The sequence below is a fragment of the Cellulomonas telluris genome (genome assembly GCF_004886325.1).
Lineage (GTDB): Bacteria > Actinomycetota > Actinomycetes > Actinomycetales > Cellulomonadaceae > Cellulomonas > Cellulomonas telluris.
The window spans coordinates 399,359-420,315 of the sequence record NZ_QXFN01000005.1 but is presented as its reverse complement, the minus strand read 5'-3'; the positions used below and the strand labels follow the sequence as shown (position 1 = coordinate 420,315).

The 20,957-nt window shown below is 76.6% G+C and carries 20 protein-coding genes; 10 read left to right on the top strand and 10 right to left on the bottom strand.

The window, feature by feature from the left end:
* Positions 1-101: 101 nt before the first annotated feature.
* Positions 102-1,109 (bottom strand): NAD(P)-dependent alcohol dehydrogenase, encoded by a 1,008-nt coding sequence (locus tag FB586_RS17515; protein WP_136520612.1) that lies wholly within the window; start codon positions 1,107-1,109, stop codon positions 102-104.
* Positions 1,110-1,224: 115 nt separating this feature from the next.
* Between FB586_RS17515 and FB586_RS17510 the strand changes: the two genes are divergently transcribed.
* Positions 1,225-1,905, top strand: a complete 681-nt coding sequence (locus FB586_RS17510; RefSeq protein ID WP_136520611.1) for a TetR/AcrR family transcriptional regulator — start codon at positions 1,225-1,227, stop codon at positions 1,903-1,905.
* 4 nt (positions 1,906-1,909) lie between these two features.
* On the opposite strand, the gene FB586_RS17505 is transcribed toward FB586_RS17510, so the two are convergent.
* From FB586_RS17505 to FB586_RS17490, 4 genes are all read right to left on the bottom strand, one after another.
* Positions 1,910-2,566 carry a response regulator gene (locus FB586_RS17505; protein WP_136520610.1) on the bottom strand — a complete coding sequence of 219 codons (657 nt, stop codon included), beginning with the start codon at positions 2,564-2,566 and terminating at the stop codon, positions 1,910-1,912.
* Positions 2,563-3,729, bottom strand: a complete 1,167-nt coding sequence (locus FB586_RS17500; protein WP_136520609.1) for a sensor histidine kinase — start codon at positions 3,727-3,729, stop codon at positions 2,563-2,565. The genes FB586_RS17505 and FB586_RS17500 overlap by 4 nt, the downstream gene beginning before the upstream one ends.
* Positions 3,726-4,592, bottom strand: a complete 867-nt coding sequence (locus tag FB586_RS17495) for a CPBP family intramembrane glutamic endopeptidase (protein ID WP_136520608.1) — start codon at positions 4,590-4,592, stop codon at positions 3,726-3,728. Before FB586_RS17495 ends, FB586_RS17500 begins: the two co-directional genes overlap by 4 nt.
* A gap of 152 nt (positions 4,593-4,744) precedes the next feature.
* Complete coding sequence (locus FB586_RS17490) at positions 4,745-5,401, bottom strand: TetR/AcrR family transcriptional regulator (protein WP_168800596.1); 657 nt, start codon at positions 5,399-5,401, stop codon at positions 4,745-4,747.
* A gap of 158 nt (positions 5,402-5,559) precedes the next feature.
* On the opposite strand from FB586_RS17490, the gene FB586_RS17485 reads away from it, so the two are divergent.
* From FB586_RS17485 to FB586_RS17470, 4 genes are all read left to right on the top strand, one after another.
* A complete protein-coding gene (locus FB586_RS17485; RefSeq protein ID WP_136520606.1) occupies positions 5,560-8,121 on the top strand; it encodes an MMPL family transporter in 2,562 nt (853 codons plus the stop codon).
* A 102-nt stretch (positions 8,122-8,223) separates the two neighbouring features.
* Entirely contained in the window at positions 8,224-9,015 is a 792-nt protein-coding gene (locus FB586_RS17480) for a hypothetical protein (protein WP_136520605.1), read from the top strand.
* A gap of 55 nt (positions 9,016-9,070) precedes the next feature.
* Positions 9,071-9,685 carry a nucleoside/nucleotide kinase family protein gene (locus FB586_RS17475; RefSeq protein ID WP_136520604.1) on the top strand — a complete coding sequence of 205 codons (615 nt, stop codon included), beginning with the start codon at positions 9,071-9,073 and terminating at the stop codon, positions 9,683-9,685.
* Positions 9,686-9,749: 64 nt separating this feature from the next.
* The gene (locus FB586_RS17470; protein ID WP_136520603.1) at positions 9,750-10,373 is read left to right on the top strand and encodes a hypothetical protein; all 624 of its coding nucleotides are present in this window, start codon (positions 9,750-9,752) and stop codon (positions 10,371-10,373) included.
* A gap of 6 nt (positions 10,374-10,379) precedes the next feature.
* Here the strand turns inward: FB586_RS17470 and FB586_RS17465 are convergent, their stop codons facing one another.
* On the bottom strand, positions 10,380-11,045 hold the full coding sequence (locus tag FB586_RS17465) for a TetR/AcrR family transcriptional regulator (RefSeq protein ID WP_136520602.1): 666 nt from the start codon (positions 11,043-11,045) through the stop codon (positions 10,380-10,382).
* 90 nt (positions 11,046-11,135) lie between these two features.
* On the opposite strand from FB586_RS17465, the gene FB586_RS17460 reads away from it, so the two are divergent.
* The 3 genes from FB586_RS17460 (at position 11,136) to FB586_RS17450 (ending at position 15,018) form a co-directional block, all read left to right on the top strand.
* The gene (locus tag FB586_RS17460; RefSeq protein ID WP_370741097.1) at positions 11,136-12,416 is read left to right on the top strand and encodes an MFS transporter; all 1,281 of its coding nucleotides are present in this window, start codon (positions 11,136-11,138) and stop codon (positions 12,414-12,416) included.
* A 109-nt stretch (positions 12,417-12,525) separates the two neighbouring features.
* The gene (locus tag FB586_RS17455; protein WP_136520600.1) at positions 12,526-14,067 is read left to right on the top strand and encodes a DEAD/DEAH box helicase; all 1,542 of its coding nucleotides are present in this window, start codon (positions 12,526-12,528) and stop codon (positions 14,065-14,067) included.
* Positions 14,068-14,514: 447 nt separating this feature from the next.
* Positions 14,515-15,018 (top strand): FBP domain-containing protein, encoded by a 504-nt coding sequence (locus FB586_RS17450; RefSeq protein ID WP_136520599.1) that lies wholly within the window; start codon positions 14,515-14,517, stop codon positions 15,016-15,018.
* Between the two features lie 75 nt (positions 15,019-15,093).
* Here the strand turns inward: FB586_RS17450 and FB586_RS17445 are convergent, their stop codons facing one another.
* From FB586_RS17445 to FB586_RS20105, 4 genes are all read right to left on the bottom strand, one after another.
* Positions 15,094-15,969, bottom strand: a complete 876-nt coding sequence (locus tag FB586_RS17445; RefSeq protein ID WP_136520598.1) for an alpha/beta fold hydrolase — start codon at positions 15,967-15,969, stop codon at positions 15,094-15,096.
* A 94-nt stretch (positions 15,970-16,063) separates the two neighbouring features.
* Complete coding sequence (locus FB586_RS17440) at positions 16,064-16,759, bottom strand: response regulator (RefSeq protein WP_136520597.1); 696 nt, start codon at positions 16,757-16,759, stop codon at positions 16,064-16,066.
* Positions 16,756-18,177, bottom strand: a complete 1,422-nt coding sequence (locus FB586_RS17435) for a sensor histidine kinase (protein WP_136520596.1) — start codon at positions 18,175-18,177, stop codon at positions 16,756-16,758. Before FB586_RS17435 ends, FB586_RS17440 begins: the two co-directional genes overlap by 4 nt.
* Before the next feature lie 99 nt (positions 18,178-18,276).
* Complete coding sequence (locus tag FB586_RS20105) at positions 18,277-18,948, bottom strand: biliverdin-producing heme oxygenase (protein WP_246036893.1); 672 nt, start codon at positions 18,946-18,948, stop codon at positions 18,277-18,279.
* A 201-nt stretch (positions 18,949-19,149) separates the two neighbouring features.
* Here FB586_RS20105 and FB586_RS20330 point away from each other — a divergent pair, with 201 nt between their 5' ends.
* Together FB586_RS20330 and FB586_RS17425 are read left to right on the top strand one after the other, a co-directional pair.
* Positions 19,150-19,233: a putative leader peptide gene (locus FB586_RS20330; protein WP_370514112.1), complete on the top strand. Its 84-nt coding sequence runs from the start codon at positions 19,150-19,152 to the stop codon at positions 19,231-19,233.
* 133 nt (positions 19,234-19,366) lie between these two features.
* Positions 19,367-20,824, top strand: coding sequence for a dicarboxylate/amino acid:cation symporter (locus tag FB586_RS17425; RefSeq protein WP_370741095.1), 1,458 nt, complete (start codon positions 19,367-19,369; stop codon positions 20,822-20,824).
* Positions 20,825-20,957 lie beyond the last annotated feature (133 nt).

Sequence of the window (20,957 nt, the reverse complement as noted above, 5' to 3'; positions counted from 1 at the left end):
CCACGCTGCACGTCGGCGCGGACCGAAGGCCGTCACCCCACCCGGGGTGGCGGCCTTCGTGCTGTCCGGCCCCGGGCACGGCGGCCCGTCAGGGCAGCTCGTCACGGCAGGACGAGCAGCACGTTCCCGCGCTTGCGGCCGGTGTCGACGTAGCGGTGCGCCGCGACGACGTCCTCGAACGGGAACGTGCGGTCGACGACGGGGCGCAGGACGCCCTGCTCGGCGAGCGCGACGAGGCGGCGCAGCCGCTCGGGGGTGGGGGCGCCGGCGCCCTGGAACGTGACCAGCCCGCCCAGCCGGCGGCTGTGCCACCACGCCGTCGCCATCGCCGGCAGGTCGGCGACGACCAGGAGCAGCCTCCCACCGCGCCGCAGCACGGGGGCGACCCGGCCGTACGGCGCGTTGCCGACGCACTCGACGACCACGTCGTACCGCTCGTCCTCGCGCGCGAAGTCGGTGGTCCCGTAGTCGACGACGCGGGTGGCCCCCAGGTCACGCACGAGGTCCGCGTTGGCGGCGCTGCACACCCCGGTGACGTGCGCCCCGGCGGCGGCGGCCAGCTGGACGACGGCCGTGCCGACGGCCCCCGACGCGCCGTTGACCAGGACGCGCGTGCCCTCGCGCAGGTCCACGTGCGCGAGGAACGACAGCGCCGTCATGCCGCCGAAGAGCAGCGCGGCGCCCTCGACGAAGGACAGCGCGGTCGGCTTGCGGACCGCGTGGTCGGCGCGCACGGTGACGAGCTCCGCGTGGCAGCCCATCGCGAGGTCGCGCACGACGAGCACCTCGTCGCCGACGGCGAGGTCGGTGACGCCCGCACCGAGCGCCTCGACGACCCCGGCGCCGTCGACCCCGAGGACGGCGTGGCGGGGGCGGCGCCACCCCAGGAAGGGGATCGTGGCCAGCCGCATGCCGCGGGGGACGTCGCGGGCGCGGATGCGGTGGTCGGCGACCGTCACCGACGCGGCGCGCATGCGGACGAGGACCTCGCCGGGGGCCGGGTCGGGGCGCGGGACGTCGGCCATGCGGACGACCTCCGGCCCGCCGAACCGGTGCGCCACGGCAGCCCGGGTGGTCGTGGACGTGGACGTCGTGCTGCTCGTGCTCATCGTCGTCTCCCTTACGCCGTAAGTCTTACGACGTAAGGTAGACCCGGGCGGCGGTGCGCGTCCAGGGGCCCGGTGGGCGTCGCCGTACAGTGAGGGCCGACCGCGAGGAGGTGGGATGCCCACGCGCAGCACAGGGGCCCGCGCGCGGCTGACGAGGGAGCGTGTGCTCCTGGCGGCCCGTGACCTGGCCGACGCGGACGGCGTCGAGACGCTGACGATGCGCCGCCTCGCCGAGTCCCTCGGCGTCGAGGCGATGTCGCTCTACCACCACGTGCCGAACAAGGACGCGATCCTCGACGGGCTCGTCGAGCTCGTGTTCACCGAGATCGAGGCGGAGGTCGGGGGCTTCGGCTCGACGTCCACCCCCGACACGTGGCGCGACGACCTGCGCGTCCGCATCCTCGGGGCGCGCCGCGTCCTGCTGCGGCACCCGTGGCTTCCGGGGCTGCTGGAGGCGCGCGCCGTGCTCGCGCCGACGATGGCGCGCTACGTCGACGGCGTGGTGGGGCTCATGCGCGACGGCGGCCTCTCCTACGACCTCGTGCACCACGCGCTGCACGCGCTGGGCAGCCGCATGTACGGCTTCACCCAGGAGCTGCGGCTGGACGACCCGGACGGCGGGGCCACCGAGATCGACCCCGCGATGCTGGCGACGGTGCCGAACCTCGCCGGGATGCTCGCCGAGGTGGTGCACGACGATCCCGGGAGCACCCTCGGCTGGTGCGACGACCAGAGCGAGTTCGAGTTCGGGCTCGACCTGCTGCTGGACGGGCTGGAGCGCCTCGGGCGGCGCTGACGCCTCAGGTGACGATGCCCCGCCGGTACGCGTGGACCACGGCCTGCACGCGGTCCCGCAGGTCGAGCTTCGCGAGGATGCGGGAGACGTACGTCTTGACGGTCTCGTGGCTCAGGACGAGCTCCGCCGCGATCTCGGCGTTCGACATGCCCTGCGCGACCAGCCGCAGCACCTCGAGCTCGCGCGGCGTCAGGCGGTCCTCGCCGGGGCCCGGCGGCGGGCTGAGCCGGCTGGCGTAGCGGCCCACGAGGCGGCGCGTGACCTCCGGCGCGAGCAGCGCGTCCCCGGTGGCGACGACGCGGATGCCGTCCAGCAGCCGTGCGGGCGGCGCGTCCTTGAGCAGGAAGCCGCTCGCACCCGCCCGCAGCGCCTCGTACACGTACTCGTCGAGGTCGAACGTGGTCACGACGAGCACCTTCACCGGGTCGGCGACCCCCTCGCCGGCGAGACGCCGGGTCGCGGCGATGCCGTCGAGCACCGGCATCCGCACGTCCATGACGACGACGTCGGGGCGCAGCCGCCGCGCGAGCGCCACCGCGGAGCGCCCGTCCTCGGCCGTCGCGACCACCGTCATGTCGGGCTGGGCGTCGATGATCGTCGTGAAGCCGGTGCGGATGAGCGCCTGGTCGTCGCACACCAGCACGCGCAGCGGGGCGGTCACGTTGCGTCCCCCTGCGGCACGCGGGCGCGCACCACCCACCCGCCCGACCGGGCCCCCGCCTCGAGGTCGCCCCCGAGCAGGGCGACGCGGGCGCGCAGGCCCGTGAGCCCACGGCCGCCGCCCGCCGGCACGACGGCGCCACGCGGCAGCGTGCCCGGCCCGGGCGCCTGCGTCACCACCTCCACCGTGACCTCCTCCTCGCCGTGCTGCACGCGGACGGTCGTCGGTCTGCCGTGCGCGTGCTTGAGCGCGTTCGTCAGCGCCTCCTGGACGACGCGGTGCACGGCCACGGCCGCGCTGCCGGTGGTGAGCGCCGCCCTGCCCTCCTCGACGTGCTCGACCGGCTGCCCCGCCCGCCGCGCCTGCTCGACGAGCTCCCGTACGTCACCCGAGGCGGGGCGGCGGGCGGCGGTGGTCGCGTCCGGGTCGAGGACGTCCAGCAGGTGCCGCAGGTCGCCGATCGCGCGCCGTCCCGTGGCACCCACCTCCGCGAGGGTGGCGTCGAGCCGGCCGGGGTCGGCGGTGAGGTACCGCGCGGCCTCCGTCTGCACGACCATCGCCGTGACGTGGTGGGTCACGACGTCGTGCAGCTCCCGCGCGATGCGCGCCCGCTCGGCGCCGCGGGACGCGTCGGCGACGCGCCGGCGCTGTGCGGCCTCGGCCGCCCGGGCCCCGCGCAGCCACGCGCCGGCGCCCCACGCGACCGCCAGGGCGAGGAGGAAGGCCACGTACCCGCCGACGTCCTCCCCGCCGCCCTGCCGGGCGACGCCGACGGCGAGCGCGACGTAGGCGGCGACGGCGAGGGCGGCGGTGGTGCGGCGGAACCGGTCCAGGTGCAGGCCGGTGCTCAGCAGCGCGATCGGCAGGCCGATGCTCGCCGTCGTGTGGTAGCCGCGCAGCTGGTCGACGGCGAAGCCCGTCACCACCAGCGCGAGGCACACGAGCGGCAGGCGCCGGCGCAGGGCCAGCGGTGCCGACTGCAGGGCGACCACCGCGACGGTCAGCGCGTCCGAGGACCGCTGCGGCACGTGACCGAGCTGCGTCCCCTGGCCCTGGAGCGCGGGGACCAGCGGGCTGAGCGCGAGCACGACGGCGAGCGGCAGGTCGCGCACGACGAGGGGCAGACGGCGCCAGGCGTCGGCGAGGCGTCGCGGGTCGCTCACGCGCCGACCGTAGCGGGCGGAGCTCCCGCGGCCGTCGCCCCGTCCGTCGCCCCGGGCGTCGACCGGCGGGCGCGGCGGGGCACCAGGCGCCCGCGGCGGTGCGCGAGCCGCAGGAACACGACGGTGAGGGCGACGCCCGCGAGCACGGCGGGCAGGCTCGCCTCGGGGCCGAAGGCGCCCCCGGACAGCAGCACCGGGCCGGACGTCGCGCCGTCCAGCAGGCCCTGCGGCGTGCCGTTGCCGGACACCTCCGTGCCGAACACGCCCGACGCGACGAGGTTCCAGCCGAGGTGGATGCCGATCGGCAGCCACAGGGTGCGGGTCGCGGCGTAGGCGGCCGCCAGCATCGCCCCCGCCTCGATCGCCACGGCGGTCCCGCCCCAGAGGCTCGCGCCGGGGTTCGTGAGGTGCACGGCCCCGAACAGGACCGCCGTCAGGACCAGCGCGCCCCACGTGCCGGCGCGCTCCTCGACCACCCGGAACAGCACGCCGCGGAACAGCAGCTCCTCGGTCACGGCGGCGACGGTCATGAAGCCGACGAGCCCGAGCGCGGTCGTCGCCGACCCGGGTCCCTCGACGCGGTACCCGCCGAGCACCGCGACCGTCGCGATGACGGCCGTGAAGACCAGTGCACCGAGGGCCACGCCGCGCGCGGTCGCCCCGGCGGCGCCGGTGGGCGCGACCTCCACGACCGGCCGGTGCTCCGTGCGGGCGACGACCCACCGGTAGACCACGAGGGCGAGCGCGGCCGCGGCGATCCCCAGGACGAGGGTGGGCAGCCACCTCCCGTCGACCGCCATCACGGCGGCGCTGCCGACCGCGGTGGCGAGCCCCACGGCTCCGAGCTGTGCGAGCAGGCGCATGACCGGTCCTCCCGTCGTGCCGCGGTCGGTCGCCGCGGCCCGTCCCGGACGCTACGGAGCGCGACCCGGGCGGCGGGTCCCCGTCACGCGGACACCGGGGGTCCCTCTCGCGGGGGACAGGCAGCCTGGGCGGGATCGTGCGTGGCGCCGGGTCAGCGGCGCGAGCCGCCCGCCCACCGCCGGGACAGGGCCGACGTCGCCTCCGGCGCACCCGCGACCTCCAGCGGGGCGGTGCCCGCGGTGAGGCCGTCGACGAGCACCTGGAGGTAGCGCCGGTAGAGCTCGGGGTGCTCGGGGGAGTGCCGGGCCACCTCCGTGACCATCCACAGCACGACGACGAGGTCGTGCACCGTCACGCCGGCACGCAGGTCGCCCTCGGCGGTCGCGCGGGCGAGCAGGTCGTCGATGACGCCGGCGATGGCCGTCCCCGGGTCGGGGACGGTCTGCTCGTCGAAGGTGAGCGCGATGTCCCGCAGGCCCAGGTTGGCGGCGAGCAGCGCGGCGATGTCGTCGAGCAGCAGCACGAGGCCGTCGCGGGCGCGGGCCGCGCCGTGCGCCTGCTCGGCGACCCGCAGGAGCTCGCGTGCGGGCTCCTGCAGCGCGGCGGCGACCAGCTCGTCCTTGTCGGCGAACCGGTTGTAGACGGTGCCGACGCCGACGCCGGCGCGGTGGGCGATCTCGTTGAAGCCGACCGCCAGGCCGCGCTCGGCGAACAGGGCGCGCGCGGCCTCGACGATGCGCTCGCGGTTGCGTGCCGCGTCCCGGCGCAGCCCGCGGGCCGCGGTGCCCGCCGCGTCGTCGACCGTCATGCGCGGCACGCTACCCCTGATAGGTGCGATCAACTTCACGCACGGGCCTGCCCGCGACCCGATGCCCTTCATCAGGTTCGTGACCTAGCATCCTGATGACCGGTATCGGCTTCGCAGCGCCGCGCGCCGCCCCCACACCCCTCCTGGGAGACCCCCTCATGGCAGGACTGCTCTACCGGCTCGGCCGCTCGTCGGCGCGGCACCCGTGGCGCGTCGTCGCCGCGTGGCTCGTCGCGCTCCTGGTGGCCGGCGCCGCGTACCTCGGCTTCGGCGGGACGCTCGTCTCGACCGTGAGCATCCCCGGCACCGCCACCGACCGGCTCACCCAGCGGCTGCAGGAGGAGCTGCCCGGCAGCAGCGGCGGCACGGGCACGGTCGTCTTCTCCACCGAGAGCGGCGAGCCGTTCGACGACGCCCAGCGCGCGGGCGTCGCCGCGGCGGTGGCCGAGGCGGCGGAGGTCGAGGGCGTGGAGACGGCCGTCGACCCGTTCGCGACCGAGGCCGAGCGTGAGGCGCAGGCCCAGCAGCTCGCGGACGGCGCCGCCCAGCTCGAGCAGGGGCAGGCGCAGCTCGAGGCCGGCCAGGCGCAGCTCGACGCGAGCCGTCAGCAGCTCGAGGCGGGGCAGGCGCAGCTCGACGCGGCCCGTGCCCAGCTCGAGACCGCGGCCGCCGCCGCGGGCCCGGCGGCGTCGTCGCCCGCGGCGCAGGCGCAGGCCGCCGCCGCGCAGGCGCAGCTCGACGCGCAGCAGGCCCAGCTCGACGCGGGCCTCGCCGAGCTCGAGGCCGGGCAGGCCGAGCTGGACGCCGGGCGCGAGCAGCTCGAGGCGCAGGCGCCGCAGCTCGAGCAGGGCCGGGCGCTGCTCGACATGGCTGCCGAGATCCGCCAGGTGTCGCAGGACGGGTCGGCCGCGCTCGCGACGGTGGTCTTCTCCGACCCGCAGTTCGACGTGACGCCCGAGACGAAGGACGCGGTCATCGCCGCCGTCGAGGACGCCACGCCCGAGGGCGTCGAGGTCGCGTTCTCCAACGAGCTCGCGTCCGGCGTCCCCCAGCTCGGCGGCGTGGCCGAGGTGATCGGCGTCGCCGTGGCGGTCGTCGTGCTGCTCGTCATGCTCGGCACGCTCGTCGCGGCGGGGCTGCCGCTGCTCAACGCGCTGCTCGGCGTCGGCGTCGCCGCGCTCGGGACGCTCGCGTTCTCGGGCGTCGTCGAGATGTCGTCCGTGACGCCCGTGCTCGGCCTCATGCTCGGCCTGGCCGTCGGCATCGACTACTCGCTGTTCATCCTCAACCGGCACCGGCAGCAGCTGCGCCGCGGCATGGCGGTGGACGAGTCGATCGGGCTCGCCACCGGCACGTCCGGCAACGCCGTGGTGTTCGCCGGCAGCACGGTGCTCATCGCGCTGCTCGCGCTCAACGTCACCGGCATCCCGTTCCTCGGGCTCATGGGCACGGCGGCCGCGGCGAGCGTCGCCGTCGCGGTGCTGCTGGCCGTGACGCTCACCCCGGCGCTGCTCAGCCTCGCCGGCACCCGCGTCCTGCCGCGCAAGGCCCGGGAGGCCGCGGGCGAGGAGCACCACGCGCCGGCCCACGTCATGTCGACCCCGCGCGCCGTGCTCTCCCTCCTGCTGGGCGTCGCGGTGCTGCTCGTCGCGGCCCTGCCGGCCGCCTCCATGCGCCTCGGCCTGCCGGACGGGTCGCAGGAGGCCACGGACACCACGCAGTACGCCGCCTACACGACCACCGCCGAGGAGTTCGGCGAGGGCGCGAACGGCACGCTCCTGGTCGTCGCCGACGTGCCGGACGGCGTCGGGGAGGACGAGGTCACGGGCCTGCAGGCCGACCTGGGCGCCGTGCTCATGGAGCAGGACGACGTGCGCGCCGTGGCGCCCATCGGCACGAACGAGGACCGCACGGTGCTCGCGTTCCAGGTGCTGCCGGGCAGCGGCCCGAACGACGTGGCCACCGAGGAGCTCGTGCACACGCTGCGCGACCTCACGGTCGACGACCCGGCCGCGACGTTCTCGGTCGCCGGCGTCGCGAGCGCCAACATCGACATCTCCGAGAAGCTGAGCGACGCGCTGCCCGGCTACCTCGCGCTCGTCGTGGGGCTGTCGCTGCTCATCCTCGTCATGGTGTTCCGGTCGATCGTCGTGCCGCTCGTCGCGACGCTCGGGTTCGTGCTGTCGCTGCTCGCGACGTTCGGCGCGGTCACCGCGGTGTACCAGTGGGGCTGGCTCGGCGAGCTGTTCGGCGTGCACGACCCGGGCCCCGTGCTCAGCTTCCTGCCGACCATCGTCATCGGGATCCTGTTCGGCCTCGCGATGGACTACCAGCTGTTCCTCACCTCGGGCATGCGCGAGGCGTACGCGCACGGCGCGACCGCACGCCAGGCCGTCGCCGAGGGCGTGCGGGCGGGCCGGGCGGTGGTCACGGCGGCGGCGATCATCATGGTCTCGGTGTTCGCCGGCTTCGTGTTCTCGCACATCGCCGTCATCCGCCCGATGGGCTTCGCGCTCGCGTTCGGCGTGCTCGTCGACGCGTTCGTCGTGCGCATGACGATCGTGCCCGCGGTCCTGCACCTGGCGGGGGAGAAGGCGTGGTGGCTGCCGCGCTGGCTCGACCGGCTCCTGCCGGACGTCGACGTCGAGGGCGCGCAGCTCGAGCGGGACCACCCCGTCGTGCCCGGCGGGGCCGGCCGGCAGGACGTCCCGGTCGCCTGACCCCGCGGGCGGGCCGTCGCACCGACCCCGGTGCGGCGGCCCGTCCGCGCGTCCAGCCCGGCCGGTACCGTGCGCCGGACGCCCCCGTCCCCAGGAGCCCGCATGGCCTTCATCCCGCCCGGACAGCGCTGCACCGACCTCGGCGACCTCGTCCGGCTGCTGCGGCGCTGGGTGGCCGAGACGTCCGAGGCCACCGTGTCCGCCGGCACGTCGACGCACCCCGCGTACGTGACGGCCCTGCTCGGCGGGGTGGAGTGCGTCCTCGCCGGCGACACCACCCGCTCCGGGGTGCAGGCGTTCCTCGACCGGATGGACCACCGCACGACGCTGTGGGTGGTGCCCAGCCGCACGGGGCGGATGTGCCGCGTTGCGGTCGGGGACGACGCCCAGCCCCTCGACGGGTTCTTCCTCTACACCGAGCAGCCGTTCTGGGCGCCGCGCCTGCTCGACGCCCCGGACGTCGTCGCGGTGCGTGTGCTGCAGGCCGTCGCCGTGCTGCACCGGCGGGGGCACCAGCACGTGCGGGTGTCGCCGGGCATGTCGCCGTCGGGGGTGTACTGGCGGCTGACGCTGTCCGCCGCGCCCGGGTCGGTGGGCGAGGACGCAGGCCGGCGCGAGCTGTCGTGGTCCACCGGCAACGGCACCGACGTCGTCGGGCTCGACGTCACGGCGTCGACGACGCCCGACGCGGTCGCCGACGCGCTCGTCGCGGCCGTACCCGCGTTCGGGCGGCCCTGGCGGGACTGGACCTACGCCGGCTGGTACGCCGAGCTGCTCGCGCTGGTCGAGCGCGAGCGGCGGCTGCCGGTCTCCTTCGCCGACTGGTTCGACGATTCGCAGGGGTGGGAGGTGGGCTGGGGGACGGGCGTGCGGTTCCCCGCGCCGCCCGTCTGACCCGTCCCGCCGCGGCCGGCACGACGCCGTGGGGCGGCCGTGGTGGGGTGGTCCCGTGCCCGTCCGTCCCGTCAGCCCCGCCGCGCTCGTCGACCACGTCGTGGGCCTGGTGCTCGCCGGGGACGGGCGGCAGCGCGTCCTCGTCGACGGTGCGGCGCCGCTGGGCGCGGCCGACCTGGCCGACGCGCTCGTCGAGCCGCTGCGCGCGGCCGGGCACGCGGTGGCGCGGGTGCACGCCGACGACTTCCTGCGCCCGGCGTCGCTGCGGTACGAGCACGGCCGGGAGGACCCGGACGCGTACCTGGAGGACCGGCTCGACGCGGGCGCCCTCGCCCGGGAGGTGCTCGCCCCGTTCGCCGCCGAGGGCCGCTACCTGCCGACGCTGTGGGACGCGGCCCGGGACCGCGCGACCCGCGCCGCCTACGCGACCGTGCCGGAGCGCGCCGTCCTCGTGCTCGACGGCGAGCTGCTGCTCGGGCGCTGGTTCGACGCGGAGCTCACCGTGCACCTGACCGTGCGGCCCGCGACCCTCGCGCGCCGGCTCGGCCCGGAGCGGGCGTGGCAGCTGCCCGCGTTCGCCCGCTACGAGGACGAGGTCGCGCCGCAGGACGTCGCGGACGTGGTCGTGCGCACCGACGACCCACGGCACCCGGCCCTCGTGGAGCGGTGACGCGGCGCCGCGCGGCGCCGTCCGGTGCACCGGGCCGCCGGGCGGCCCGGCTACGGTCGGGCGCATGCCCACGGTGACGACCCCGGACCCTCCCGCGCCCGCACGCGCCCGCCGCGGCCTGCTCTCGTGGGCCCTCGTGCACCTCGGCGGGCTGGTCCTCGGGCTCGTGGTCGGCGCGTGCCTGGCGGCCACCGTCCGCGAGCTCGCGCTGCTGTGGGTCGTGCTGTTCCCGGCGGTGCTGTGGGGCACCGCGAACCGGTCGGCCGTCGCGTCGGCCGCGCGCCGCCCGTTCGACCTGACCCGCGCGCCGACCGCCGACCTCGTCGCGATGACGATCGGCGTCGTCCTCGCCGTCCCGGCGGCGCTCACCGCCGTGGACGGCGACGCGTGGCGGCCGGCGGCGCTCGTCACGGTCGTCGCCGTGCTCGGGTTCACGCTGCTCGGGCACGCGGCCACGCTCGACCCGGGCGCCACGGACGGCCCCGGCCGCGCGGGGGGACGCGTCGCGCGGGTGCTGGACGGCGCGCTGCGCGGCCTGCGCACGACGTCGGGGCTGACGAACCTGTACCTCGCGGCGCTCGGCACGATGCTCGCGTTCCCGCAGGCGTCCGAGTGGCTGCCGGTCGCGGCGGTCGCGGCGACGGGGGCGCTGCACGCCGTGCTCGACGCGTCGCGGGCGCCCCGCTGACCGCGCTCAGTCCGCGGCGGCGGCCGGCAGCAGCGTCCGGGCGGTGCGCGCGTGCGCGGCGCACGCGTCCGGGTCGAGGCCGACCAGGGCCAGGGCCGCGTCGGCCACGGCCTCGGCGGTGCGCGCGTCGAGCGTCTCCGGCGCCCGGCGGCGCTGGAGGATGACGCTCTCGACGAGGCCCAGCACGAGCGCGGCGGTGCGCACGACGTCCGCCGGTGGGACGCCGCAGGCCGCGACCAGGGCGCGGTACGTGCCCTCCAGCTCGGCGCGGCGCTCGTGGAACGGCGCGAACCGCTCGTCGTCCAGCTCGGGCAGCAGGTACAGCGCACCGAGGTTGTCCTCCCCGGAGCACAGCAGCCGCACGTCCCCCGCGCACAGCGACCACAGGCGCGCCGGCGCGGGCTCGTCGCGGCCGAGCAGGTCCCGCGCGGCGTCGAGCGACGGCTGCACCGTGCCGAGCAGGAGCTCGAGCAGCACCGCGTGCTTGCCGGGGAAGTGGTGGTAGAGCGTCGCCTGCCGCACGCCGGCGACCCGGGCGAGCGCGTGCGTGCTGGTGCTGCCGTACCCGACCGTGCAGAACAGGCGCGCACCGGCGTGCAGGATGTCGGCGCGCGTGCCCAGGCCCGTGGGGGAGGCGCCCACGGTCCGCGGACGTCCGGTGCGGCCCGGCATGGGCGCCGACGCTAGCAGCGCACCCCGCGCACGGTCCCCGGGGTCCCGGTGGGCGGGCGCCGTCCGCGCCACCGCGGGCGGGGGAGGACGATGGGGTCCGTGCGCAGCCAGACCCCCGGGACCGACACCGTCGTGCGCACCGCCCGGGTGGCGCTGCTCGCGCAGTTCGCGCTGTTCGGCGTCATCGGGCCCAGCTGGATGAGCCGGCTCCCGTCGATCCGCGAGTCGCTGGGCGTCAGCACCGGCACGCTCGGCGCCCTCCTCGTCGCGGGAGCGGCCGGCGCGCTGGTGACGCTGCTGCTCGCGGGCGCGGTGGTCGGCCGGCTCGGGACCCGCCGGACCGTCACGGTCGCGACCGCCGGCGGCCTCGCCGGGCTCGGCCTCGTCGCCGCCGGGACCGCGCTCGGCAGCGTCCCCGTGTTCGCCGTGGGCGCGCTGCTCAACGGCGCGAGCGGCGCGCTCGTCAACGTCCCGATCAACCTCGACGGCGCCGCCGTCGAGCGGCGGCTCGGGCGCACCGTCCTGCCCCACATGCACGCGGCCTTCTCGGTCGGCGCGGCGCTCGGCGCGCTCGTCGGTGCGGCGTCGTCCGCCGCCGGTGTGCCGGTGTCGGTGCACGTGCTGGTGATCGCGGTGCTGGTCGCTGCGGGACGCCTGGCCACGGTGCGGCCCGCGACCGCCCTGGACGCGGGACCGTCGAGCCGGGCCGAGCGTGCCGCCCGCGGTGCCGCCCGCGGCTCGGCCCTCGGCGCGTGGGCGGAGCCCCGCACGCTCCTCATCGGCGTCGTCCTGCTGGCCTCCGCGCTCGCGGAGGGGTCCGCGGCGAACTGGCTGAGCCTCGCGGTCGCGACCGGGCTCGACCAGCCGGAGGCGGTGGGAGCGCTCGCGTACGGCTCGTTCGTCACGGCCATGACGGTGGTCCGGCTCACCGGCACGCGCCTGGTCGACCGCTTCGGGCGCGTGGCCGTGCTGCGCACGTCGCAGGCGTGCGCGCTCGCGGGCCTGCTGCTGTTCTGCCTCGCGCCGACGCTGCCGCTGGCCTGGCTCGGCATCGTCGCGTGGGGCGTCGGCGCGGCGCTGCCCAACCCGCTCGCCGTCGCCGCCGCCGCGGACGAGCCGGAGCGGGCCGCCGCGCGCGTCGCCGTCGCGACGTCGTTCAGCTCGTTCGCGCAGCTCACCGCGCCGCCGCTCATCGGCCTGCTCGCGGAGGAGGTCGGCGGGGTCCGCCCGGCGCTGCTGCCGCTCACCGTGGTGATCGCGCTCGGCCTGCTGGTCGCCGACCGGGTGCGCCCGATCGGGGGACGGACGTCCGCCCGGACGTCCCCGGAAGCGGCTGTGAGCGAGTCGTCAGCGGTCCCGGAGCCGCGGTAGGGCACACTGGGACCGGCGCCGCCCCGGTCGAAGTCTCCGGGAGCGCGCCCGCGTCCCGGCCCGTGGTGCTGGCGGACGCCCCCACGACCGCCGCGAAAGGCGACCCACTGTGCCCAGCTTCTCCTCCCTCGGCCTGCCCGAGGTCCTCGTCCGCTCCCTCGCCGCCCGCGGCGTGAGCGATCCCTTCCCGATCCAGGCGGCGACGCTGCCCGACACGCTCGCGGGCCGCGACGTGCTCGGCCGCGGCCGCACCGGCTCCGGCAAGACCCTCGCGTTCAGCCTGCCGCTCGTCGCCCGCCTCGCCGGCCTCGTGCCCGGCACGACGCCCGTGCGCCGTGCCCCGTCCCGCCCCACCGGTCTCGTCCTCGCCCCGACCCGCGAGCTCGCGTCGCAGATCGCCGCGACCCTCGAGCCGCTCGCGAAGGCCGCCGGCCTCACGGTCACGACGATCTTCGGCGGCGTCTCGCAGCGTCCGCAGGAGTCGGCCCTCAAGGGCTGCGTCGACATCGTCGTCGCGTGCCCCGGCCGCCTCGAGGACCTCATGGGGCAGCGGATCATCTCGCTCGCCGACGTCCGCATCACCGTGCTCGACGAGGCCGACCACATGGCCGACCTCGGCTTCCTGCCCGGCGTGCGGCGCATCCTGTCGGCCACGCCGGCCGGCGGCCAGCGCATGCTGTTCAGCGCCACGCTCGACAACGGTGTGGACAAGATCGTCGCCGCGTTCCTCAAGGACCCGCTGCGCCACTCCGTGGACTCCGCCGCGTCGCCCGTCTCGACGATGACGCACCACGTCTTCCACGTCGACGGCGCGGACACGAAGAAGGACGTCGTGCGGCACCTCGCGTCGGGCACCGGCCGGCGGGTGCTGTTCATGCGCACCAAGCACCAGGCCAAGAAGCTCGCCAAGCAGCTCACGTCCACCGGCATCCCCGCGGTCGACCTGCACGGCAACCTCAGCCAGGGCGCGCGCGAGCGCAACCTCGAGGCCTTCTCGTCCGGTGAGGTGCGCGTCCTCGTCGCCACCGACATCGCCGCGCGCGGCATCCACGTCGACGACGTCGAGCTCGTCGTGCACGTCGACCCGCCGGCCGAGCACAAGGCGTACCTGCACCGCTCCGGCCGCACGGCCCGCGCGGGCTCCGGCGGCACGGTCGCGACGCTCGTCCTTCCCGAGCAGGAGCACGAGGTGCGCACGATGACGCGCCAGGCCGGCATCCAGGTGCGGCCGCAGCAGGTCCGCGCCGGGGACGCCGTGCTCGAGCGCCTCGTCGGCGCACCGATGGCGCCGGTCGTGGCGACGGCCGTGCCGGCGCCCGCCGCGCCGGTCGCCACCCGGAAGAAGGCGGCCCCCGCGGGCGGCCGTCCGGCTGCCGGTCGTGGCGACCAGGGCGGACGCCCCGGTGGTGCCCCGGCGGGCGGCGGGTCGGGTGACGGCACCGGTGCGCGTCGTCGCCGCCGCGGCGGACGCGGCCGGGGCGCGGGTGCGGCGGCTGCGGCCGGCGCCTCGACGGGCCAGGCGCGCGGCGCCGGCCGCGAGGGCGGTGCGTCGCGCACCGCCACGTACTCCACGTCGACCCCCGGGTCGGGCGCGAGCGGCGCCGTGCGCATGTCGATGGGCAGCCGCACGGGTGCGCGCCGCGGGCGCTGACCCCCGGGACGGATGCGCCCGGCGCGGGCAGGTCCACCGGAGACCCGGTGGACCTGCCCGCGCCGAGGCGTAGCATCGACGGTCGGGTGCCGGGAGCGGCGGCCGTGACGAGCGGTGAGGAGCGAGACGTGCGGGACGAGACCGCGGGGTGCGAGGTGGCCGTGCAGGCCTGCTCGGTGTCCGCGCGCGATCGCGTCGCGCACCTCTGACACCCCCACCCGCCCTCCGCACGCGGTGACCTGACGGCCGGACGCCGTCGCACGTCGCCGCGGCGGTGGGCGTGACGTGCGGCGCAGCGCGCCGCCGGGGTGTCGCAGGCGCGGACGCGGCACATCCGCCCCGCCGCCGACCGTCGTCACCGGGCCCCTCCCGGCCCGTGCGCGCGCCCGTGCCCCGGCACACCCGCGCCCGTCGGCGGCTCCCGACCCACGGAAGCCGAGAACCGCCATGCACGCCCTGACCGAGAAGCAGATCCGCAACGCCTTCGTCAACGCCTCCCGCCGCGAGGCGAACCAGGCCACCCTGCCCGACCTCGACGCCCTCGACTGGGACCGTCTGGACTACCTCGGGTGGCGGGACCGCAAGGCCCCGCTGAGCGCCTACGTCGTCCTCGAGGTCGCGGAGGAGCCCGTCGGCGTGCTCCTGCGCGCGAGCGAGGGCACCCGCGCGCGCCGCCGCGCCGTGTGCGCCTGGTGCGAGGACGTCGTCGTCACCGACGACGTCACGCTGTACGTCGCCCGCCGCGGCGGCGCCTCCGGGCGGCGCGGCAACACGATCGGCACGCTCCTGTGCACCGACTTCCTGTGCTCCGCCAACGTGCGGCGCCCGCCGACCCGCACGGAGGCCGGCTCGGACGTCGACGCGGTGCGCGAGGCGATCGTCGCGCGGCGCGTCGCGGGACTGCGCGAGCGCTCGACGCGCTTCGTGCGGGAGGTCCTCAGCACACGGTGAGGTCCCGCGCCCAGCCCTCGCCCGAGCGGGCGGCGCGGCGCCGGCCGCCCTCCACGGCCGGCGCCGCACCGGGTCTCAGGCCCCGGCGAGCACCTCGCGCAGCCGCTCCGCGAAGGCCTCCGGCTTGCCCGGCATGCCGAACTCGGGCCCGAGGAACCCGCCGTGCCCGCTGGGGAAGATCGCGACCTGGGTGCCGAGCCGCTCGGCGAGGGCGTGCGTCGAGCGCCACGTGAGGATGCCCTCGCTCTCCTCGCCCGCGGCCAGCACGATGCGCGTCGGCGACGAGCGCAGCGCGTCGAGGTCCGGCTCGTAGGCCGTCACGGGCTTCGAGGCTCCCGACAGCAGGGGGTCGGTGCGCATGCCGTCGTCCTCGGTGGGCAGGCCGAACTGGGCGGGGTCGGGCAGCTCGGCGAGGAAGCCCTCGGGGAACTCGCCCTGCCACGACGTGAGTGCGATGAACGCGGCCATGCCGGCGCCCCAGCCGTGCTCCTGGTAGGCCGCGTCGACCCGCGCGGTGGCCGCGGCGGCCCGGTCGGCGTCGGGCAGGACCCCGAGCAGCGGCGGCTCGTGCGCCACCAGCGTGCGGACGTCCTGCGGGTACGCGGTCACCCACGCCAGCGCGGTCACGGCCCCGCCGCTCGAGCCGAACAGGTCCACCGGCCCCGCGCCGAGCGCGGTCACGAGCGCGTGCAGGTCCTCCGCCTGCTGCCGCGGGTCGTTCGTCGTGCTGCCGTCGTGCCGCGTGCTGCGGCCGATGCCGCGCGGGTCGTACGTGACGACCGTGCGGTCCGGCAGCAGCGAGGCGAGGGTGCCGAACCCGGACGCGTCCATCGGCTGGCCGATGAGCACGAGCGGGGGCTCGCCGTCGGTGGTCGGGAGCGGGCCGCGCACGTCGTAGGCGATCGTGGCGCCCGGCACGTCGAGGGTCAGGTGCGTGGCGGTCTCGGTCATGGTGGCTCCTCCGTCGGTGCGTCAGGCGGTGCGTGCTGCATCCACCTGCGTCCGACCACCCGCCGTCCCCGAACTCATCGGGCCGCCGCCGGGCTCACGGACCGGGGCGGACCGCCCGCCGTCCCGCACCCACGACGCCCGTCTCGTAGGCGAGGACCACGGCCTGCACGCGGTCGCGCACGCGCAGCTTGGCGAGGATGTTGCCGACGTGCGTCTTGACGGTCGCCTCCGACAGGAAGAGCGTCGCGGCGATCTCGCCGTTCGACAGGCCCTCGGCGACGTGCCGCAGCACCTCGAGCTCGCGCGGCGTCAGGTCGCGCAGCCGCGGGTGGACGCCGTCGTCGCCGGCCTGCTCGTCCGGCGTGGGCAGCTGGCCCGAGAACATCTCGAGCATCCGCCGGGTCACCCGCGGCGAGACGACCGCGTCCCCGGACGCCACCGACCGGATGGCGCCGACCAGCTCGGCGGGGCGCGCGTCCTTGAGCAGGAACCCGCTCGCACCGACGCGCAGCGCCGCGAACGCGTACTCGTCCAGGTCGAACGTCGTGAGGATGAGCACCCGGACGCCCGGGTGGGCCTCCACGAGGCGCTCGGTCGCCTCGATGCCGTTCATGCCGGGCATCCGCACGTCCATGAGGACGACGTCGGGTCGCAGCGCGGCGACCTGGTCGAGGGCCGCGCGGCCGTCGCCCGCCTCGCCGACGACCTCCAGGTCGTCCTCGGCGTCGAGCACCAGGCGGAAGCCCATGCGCAGCAGCGCCTGGTCGTCGACGAGCAGCACCCGGGTCATGCGTCCTCCGTGGTCGTGGTGGTGGTCGTGGGCAGGACGACGCGCACGCGCCAGCCGCCCTCCGGTCGGGGTCCGGCCTCGGCGGTGCCGCCGTGCACGGCGGCCCGCTCACGCATGCCGATGAGCCCGCGGCCGGCACCCCCGGCATCGGGGACGGGGCCGCGGGGACCGTCGTCGAGCACCTCGATCTCGACGGCGGAGCCCGTCCGGGTCAGGCACAGCTGCACGCGGGGCGTGCCCGGTGCGTGCCGGAGCGCGTTGGTGAGGGCCTCCGCGACGACGCGGTGGACCGCGATCTGCAGCGTCGCCTGGTCGGGCAGCACGGTGTCGAGGCCCCGCGCGTCGACGGGCAGGCCCGCCGTGCGGAACCGCTCGACGAGCGCCGTCAGGTCGTGGCTGCCGGGCTGGGGGGTCAGGGGTGCCCCGTCGTCGTCGAGCACGCCCAGGACGCGGCGCATCTCCGCGAGCGCCGAGCGCCCGGTGGACGACAGCTCGTCCAGCGCGGTGCGCGCCGCGTCGGGCGCCCGGGTCAGGGCCACGCCCGCGCCGTCGGACAGCGCGATCATCACGGTGATGCTGTGCGCGACGACGTCGTGCATCTCACGTGCGATGCGGGTGCGCTCGGCCGCGCGGGCGATCTGCGCCTGCTGGTCGCGGTCGCGGGCGAGGGCGTTGGTGCGCTCGACGAGGTCCGCGACGTGCAGGCGCCGGTTGCGCACGCTCGTGCCGATCGACGTCGCCACGAGCAGGAACGCGAGCTCCATGGAGACGCTGACCACCCGGGACTCGACCGAGTCCATCGAGTCCAGCCCGAGCGGCACGACCTCCTCCACGGGCACCTCGCCCGTCCCGGCGGTGGCCGCCGGGACGGGCGCCGCGACCTCCACCGTCCCGGTCGTCTCGTCGTCCTGCCAGGCCATCGTCGCCCCGCCCACGAGCAGGATCGCGACCCCGAACGTGGTCCACGTGACGCGGGGCGGGCGGTTGGCCGCGACGGCGTACATGGCGAACATCAGGGCCATGTCGACCGCCCCGGGGCTGCCGACGAGCGCGAGCGAGAGCGACGTCAGCACCGCGAGGGTCGTCGTGACGAGGACGGGCCGGTGCCGGCGCCAGCCCAGGGCGACGCCGCCGAGCACGAAGCCGCCGAGCAGGACCGCGACGAGCACGGCGACCCGTGCCTCGCTCAGCTCGTCGCGCCGGATGACGGTGTCCGCCGACGCCACCGCCACCAGCAGGGCGGGGAGCACGTAGACGACGATGACGACCGCGTCCATGGCACCCGGGTGCCGGACGAAGAAGCGTCGGACCGGTCCGAGGCGACGCGCCTGCAGCTCGGTCAGCACGCCGCCCGCGGGCGGGCCGGCCGCGACCGGCGGCGCGACCGGGAGCGGCGCGGGTGCGGGAGCGGTGGTCACGCGGGCCACCCTGCCACGGGCCGGACGGGCCCCGGCACCGTCGACGGGTGGAGCCGGACCGCGCGGGCTCAGCATCGAGGACGAGCTCGGGCGGGGGCGTCAGGTCAGGTGGACGGCCCCGAGGTCGACGAACACGTCGCGGTTGAGCGCGAACGCGCGCTGCGCCTCGGCGACGACCTCGTCGCGCTGCGCCTCGGTGAGCGGGAGGGCGTCGAGGCGCTCGCGGTACTCGTCCTTGAAGGGCTTGACCCTGGGCGCGGCGGCGAACCGGTAGAAGGACAGGCCGTCCTCGCCGAGGCCGTAGTGCCGCTGCATCATGCGGTGGATGATCTGCCCGCCGGACAGGTCGCCGAGGTACCGCGTGTAGGCGTGGGCGACCCAGCGGGGGAGCGTGCGGCACCGCTCGCGCAGGTGCGCGGCGTACCGCTCGGTGGCGGGCAGGACCCGGACGCGTGCGGCCCAGCCGGGGCCGAGGAGGAACGCCAGGTCGTCCTCGATCGACGGGACGCGGCGCAGCTCCTCCAGGACGACCGACGCCGCGGCGGGGGTCGCCGCGCGCAGGGCGTCGCCGACCTCCTCCAGCGCGGTGTAGACCGCGTGCTGCTGCACCGCGAGGTCGACGTAGGCGTCCCGCGTCAGGGCGCCCGACATGAGGCGCTCGACGAAGGGCGCGGTCTCCGCCGCCTCGTGGTCGGCGCGGGTGCCGCTGCGCAGGCGGGCCGACAGCGGCAGGCCGGCGGAGCCTGCGCGGGCGGCGTCCGTGACGGTCACGGTGCTCCTCGGGTGCTGGGCGGGGCGAGGAGGGGGACGCCTCGCCCGACGGGGTGGGGCGACTGTAGTCCAGCGCCTGCGCGGTCCCGCCCGCCCCGTCCCACCTGCCGGCCGGGTCCGGGATGAAACCGGCGCACCGCGCTGTTGACACCCACGGCCGCGTCGCGCGGCCGCCGCACGAGACCGGGGGAGCCGTACCGCGTGAGCACGTGGGACCTGACCGAGCGCCGCGCCGTCGACCTGCGCCGGGTCGCCAGCGCGCTGTGTCGCGCCCTCCCGCGCTGAGCCGCGTGCCCGTCCGGCCCTGAGGCCGGACCGCCGCGTCCGACGACGGACGCCTCCTGCTCCTCCCGCGTGACGAGACCAGCACGCACCGCCGACGGCGCCCCCGTGCGCCCAGCGAAAGGCACCGACACCCGTGTCCTCCACCACGACCGACACCACCACGCCCCCCAGGCGCCGGCTGCGCATGCCGTCGTTCACCGTGCAGGTGCTCCTGGGCCTCGGCCTGGGCGTCCTGCTCGGCTGGATCGCCCTGCGCATGGGGCCCGTGAACGCCGAGGGCGACCCCAACTGGCTGACGGCCGCCCTGAGCGAGATCGGCTCCGCGTTCGTCACGCTGCTGCGCGCGATCGTCCCGCCGCTCGTGTTCCTCGCGATCGTCGCGTCCATCGCGAACCTGCGGCAGGTGACGAACGCCGCGCGCCTGGCCTGGCAGACCCTCCTGTGGTTCGCGATCACCGCGGGCATCTCCGTCGTGGTCGGCATCGGCCTGGGCCTGCTGTTCCAGCCGGGCTCGCGGACCACGCTGTCCGCCGAGGAGGGCGCCGAGCCGTCGTCGACCGGCAGCTGGCTGGACTTCCTCAACGGCCTGATCCCCGGCAACTTCCTCGGTCTGGGGGCCGACACCGGCCTCGAGCCGGGCGCCGACGGCGGCTTCACCGCCGAGACGTCGATCGACTTCAACGTGCTCCAGATCGTCGTCATCGCGCTGGTCGTCGGCATCGCCGCGCTGCGCACCGGCAAGGCCGCCGAGCCGTTCCTCGCGTTCAGCCGCTCCGCGCTCGCGGTCGTGCAGAAGGTGCTGTGGTGGGTCATCCGCCTCGCGCCGCTCGGCACGCTCGGCCTCATCGGCCGCGCCGTCGCCACCTACGGCTGGGACCTGCTGGCCCCGCTCGCGACGTTCGCCGTCGCGATCTACGTCGGCCTCGCGATCGTCCTGCTGGTCGTCTACCCGGTGCTGCTGCGCACCAACGGTCTCAAGATCGGCGCGTACTTCCGCGGCGCCTGGCCGGCGATCCAGCTCGCGTTCGTGTCCCGCTCGTCCATCGGCACGCTGCCCGTGACGCAGCGCGTCACCGAGCGCAACCTCGGCGTCCCCGCGCCGTACGCGTCGTTCGCCGTGCCGCTGGCCGCCACCACCAAGATGGACGGCTGCGCCTCGATCTACCCGGCGATCTCGGCGATCTTCGTCGCGCAGCTCTTCGGCGTGGACTTGTCCGTCACGGACTACCTGCTCATCGCGTTCGTGTCCGTCGTCGGCTCGGCCGCGACGGCCGGCCTCACCGGCGCGGTCGTCATGCTCACGCTGACGCTGTCGACGCTGGGCCTGCCGCTCGCGGGCGTCGGCCTGCTGCTCGCGATCGACCCGATCCTCGACATGGGCCGCACCGCGCTGAACGTCGCCGGCCAGGCGCTCGTGCCGACGATCGTCGCGAAGCGCGAGGGCATCCTCGACGTCGCGCGGTACGAGTCGGCGCGGGTCGACGACCTGTTCCGCGACGAGGTCGAGCAGGCCCGCGAGGAGCAGGCCGACGCGGACGCGACCGACGCGACCGTCCCCGCGCGCGAGGCCTCCGCGAGCCTGCGGGCCTGACGCGCACGCCGCCCCGGCCGCCGCCCCCGCGGCGACCGGGGCGTCGTCGTGCGGCGACCCGCCGGTGCAGCGGGTGCATTTGCGCCCGACCTGTCCCCGTTCGTCCCGAACCCGCAGGCCAGCGCGTCGGACG